The sequence below is a fragment of the Xenorhabdus griffiniae genome, from assembly GCF_015163655.1.
Lineage (GTDB): Bacteria > Pseudomonadota > Gammaproteobacteria > Enterobacterales > Enterobacteriaceae > Xenorhabdus > Xenorhabdus griffiniae.
This window is the reverse complement of sequence record NZ_JADEUF010000199.1, coordinates 1-3,177: the sequence shown is the minus strand read 5'-3', so window position 1 is coordinate 3,177 and position 3,177 is coordinate 1. Positions and strand designations below refer to the sequence as shown.

Sequence of the window (3,177 nt, the reverse complement as noted above, 5' to 3'; positions counted from 1 at the left end):
ATATGTGGCAGCTAATCAAAAAAGTTAAGATTTTTTTGAATGCCGCTTCAGCAACCACATGGAAAGGAATAGGAAATATGAAACTCTCATGATTATGAAAAGTTATATATATTTTCATTAAATACATCTATATCAATCCAACTTCAAGTTGCAGCTTGCAAATCAATGTGATTGTTTATATCTCCCCGCTTCGTGGGGAGATATAAGACGCATCTTGAAAGGCGATTGGTATAGAGCTTTACCTTTACCAAGTCCTACATTTATTTGTTCATCTTCTGCTTTAAAATAAGCATTATATTTACTCCATCCTTTGCTAATTACTGGCATATCAGGATATTCCTTCATCGTGATTTTGGACGTGTCTCTCACTCCAATCTGTTCCAGAACTTTTGTTGTACCAAGATTTAAGCCAAAACGAACAAGTGTACCTGTATAGCTTTCAAAAGCTCCAGCATCCCTAGCGGATCTTAGGGATGATTCCGGTGCGGTCATACTGTTTTAAGTGATTTTTCCTTGACTATCAGATTGTTAAAGAACCGTTTTTACCTGTTCCACCCAACCCCGCGAACCTAAAACGCCGATAGGCACCTTTTAACCTGTTTGCCCGGTGCACTTTTGCCCTGCTTCCGCTGTCAGCCGTTATGCAGTATAGCGCCCCTTTTCCCTTGTTATTAACTGAATAGCCTGTTTTTGTGCGGTTTTTCACGGGAACGAGCAAGGAGCACAGCGACTGCGAGGTTGGGACGGAGGAGGTAAACACGGAGGCCGCAGCCCGACCTACCTACAGGGGGGTTGGCCTGAACAACGTATGGCAGCTAAAGAAGAAGCGCTTTTAGCCGGACGGGGCACGGTGTTCCGCTCTGGCGCGGTTTTTGGCAGGGACCCGCGATAAATTTAGCGGGAAGATGTCTTAAACAGGCTGGATTCGATATTGGCGGCACACTGACCGTTAAAATTATGGACGGCTGTCTGGTGCTCATCCCTGACAGCGACGACACCCGCACCATTAAGCAACAGTACCAGCGCCAGCAAGACCAGCTCAGTGAGATTAAGCTCAAGATGCGGGAGCTGCTTGGCGGCTACAAAAGCTGTTAAGGGCAGGGACTTAGCGGCTCTTAAAAAAGCACAACGCCGGAAGATCACGGGGATCTTTCCGGCTTGATCTTATTTTATTGTAAATGGGTTAATCCATTTCATAGCATATTCTAATACAGTGTTTAAGTTCTGTGGTCCTCCATATCCTTTGAACTCTTTATCGTCAGCTTTTATGTTAATCCAATGGTAATCCCCCCTAAATACCAGAGTGTCCATAAGTAGAATTTTCTCATACGCTTAAAGTATCAGAGGAGATTGAAATCTTATGAAAAAATCGCGTTTTACTGACAGCCAAATCTTAGCCATTCTAAAACAGGCTGAAGCAGGTACACCTGTACCAGGACTGTGCCGTGAACACGGCATAAGCAGTGCCAGTTTTTACAAATGGCGGGCTAAATACGGCGGAATGGATGCCTCTTTGATGACCCGTTTGAAAGAACTGGAAGAAGAAAACCGACGCCTTAAGAAGATGTATGCTGAAGAGCGGTTAAAGGCTGAGATTATTCAGGAAGCCATGACAAAAAAGTGGTAAAGCCCGCTCAACGTCGGCAGATGGCAAAAGACGCGGTTGAGCAGAAATCCATTAGCATTCGCCAGGCCTGTCAGATTTTAGGGTCAGTGAAAGCAGCTATCACGCTAGGCCCCGATTATCTTCAGAAAATCGGCTCATTGCGGATTGGTTGCTCATGCTCACAGAACAACAGCGTCATTGGGGATTTGGGCTTTGCTACCTGTATTTACGCAATGTAAAAGGATTTTATTGGAATCATAAACGGGTTTATCGAATTTATTGTGAATTGGCTCTGAATAAACGCATAAAACCTAAAAAGCGCTTAAAGCGTGAACAGCCTGAATCGTTAAAAGTCCCTGATAGGCCTAATGATAGTTGGTCTATGGACTTTATGTACGACCAGCTGTCAGATGGGCGTTCGGTACGTTTGCTCAACATCATTGATGACTTTAATCGTGAAGCCTTGGCGATGGAGGTGGATTTTTCATTACCAAGCTGTCGTGTAATACGCACGTTGGAACAGCTGATAGAATGGTGAGGCAAGCCGGTTTCAATTCGTTGTGATAACGGTCCCGAATATACCAGCGCTGAATTTCAAGCCTGGGCGAAGCAACATCAAATCCAGCTGAATTTTATCCAACCCGGAAAACCGCAACAGAATGCTTATGTTGAACGTTATAATCGAACAGTACGCTATGACTGGTTGGGCCAATATTTATTTGCTTCTTTGAGTGAATGACAAGATTCGGCGACAAAATGGTTGTGGTTTTATAATAATGAAAGACCCAATATGGCATTAGGAGGGTATACACCGACACAACATTTATTACGGGCCGCTTAAATTCTACTTTTGACCTCCATGGAAAATGGGAGGATTACCCTTCAACCCCTGACGTTGGCCGGAACACTCTTGCCATCCGGATGATCTTTCCCTCAATCGGAGCGATTCAAAACCTTGCGGTCTGACAGGTTTACCAGCTTCGCTGGGCAAATGAAAAAGCCGTATTACTACGGCCTTGTGATTAAGGTAAATGTCGTCTTGGATCAAGACAAGAACACACTATTTTTTATCTGTTTGTAAAAAATCGAAATAGTCAGGTGTAACAAGAAAAGGAACAAAATCACCATTAGACAAAGATGAGTTGGAAACATCCGATAGTCTAAATTTCATTTCCTTAGCCAGATTGATCCCATTTGCCACAAGCGGGTAATCTTTATTTTTCGTACTGGTCATATAAGTACCCAGACTAACCAAGGTTGGCACAGGTTTTGTTCCTCTTTCCAGAATAATGCTCATTCTGATATCCAGTTTACCCATCATATCTTTTTGTGCCTTTTTGACTTTATTAAGCACATCTTTTGGGATCACCGCACCTGCATAAGCCTTTTGGTGGGAAAGAATAAAAACATCCGCCTCATCACCCAGTTGACCATCTTCTGGCAATACCCCCACTGCGACACAGGGCGGGATTCCACTTTGTATTTAATTCAATCAAAGATAAGCTGACTACGGAATTCTGCTGACCACGTTGCTCTTCGACGTTTAGCCACTTGACTATCTTTTATACTGG

3 protein-coding genes and 1 pseudogene are annotated in these 3,177 nt (G+C 43.6%); 2 read left to right on the top strand and 2 right to left on the bottom strand.

What is annotated here, in order from left to right; translation table 11 throughout:
- Positions 1-162 precede the first annotated feature (162 nt).
- Positions 163-492: a hypothetical protein gene (locus IQ211_RS18585; protein WP_189759380.1), complete on the bottom strand. Its 330-nt coding sequence runs from the start codon at positions 490-492 to the stop codon at positions 163-165.
- Positions 493-888: 396 nt separating this feature from the next.
- Here IQ211_RS18585 and IQ211_RS18580 point away from each other — a divergent pair, with 396 nt between their 5' ends.
- Together IQ211_RS18580 and IQ211_RS18570 are read left to right on the top strand one after the other, a co-directional pair.
- A complete protein-coding gene (locus IQ211_RS18580; protein ID WP_189759414.1) occupies positions 889-1,095 on the top strand; it encodes a SymE family type I addiction module toxin in 207 nt (68 codons plus the stop codon).
- A 265-nt stretch (positions 1,096-1,360) separates the two neighbouring features.
- A pseudogene (locus tag IQ211_RS18570) lies at positions 1,361-2,447 on the top strand (IS3 family transposase).
- 219 nt (positions 2,448-2,666) lie between these two features.
- Here IQ211_RS18570 and IQ211_RS18565 read toward each other — a convergent pair.
- On the bottom strand, positions 2,667-3,050 hold the full coding sequence (locus IQ211_RS18565) for a DUF7424 family protein (RefSeq protein ID WP_189759378.1): 384 nt from the start codon (positions 3,048-3,050) through the stop codon (positions 2,667-2,669).
- Positions 3,051-3,177: the final 127 nt, after the last annotated feature.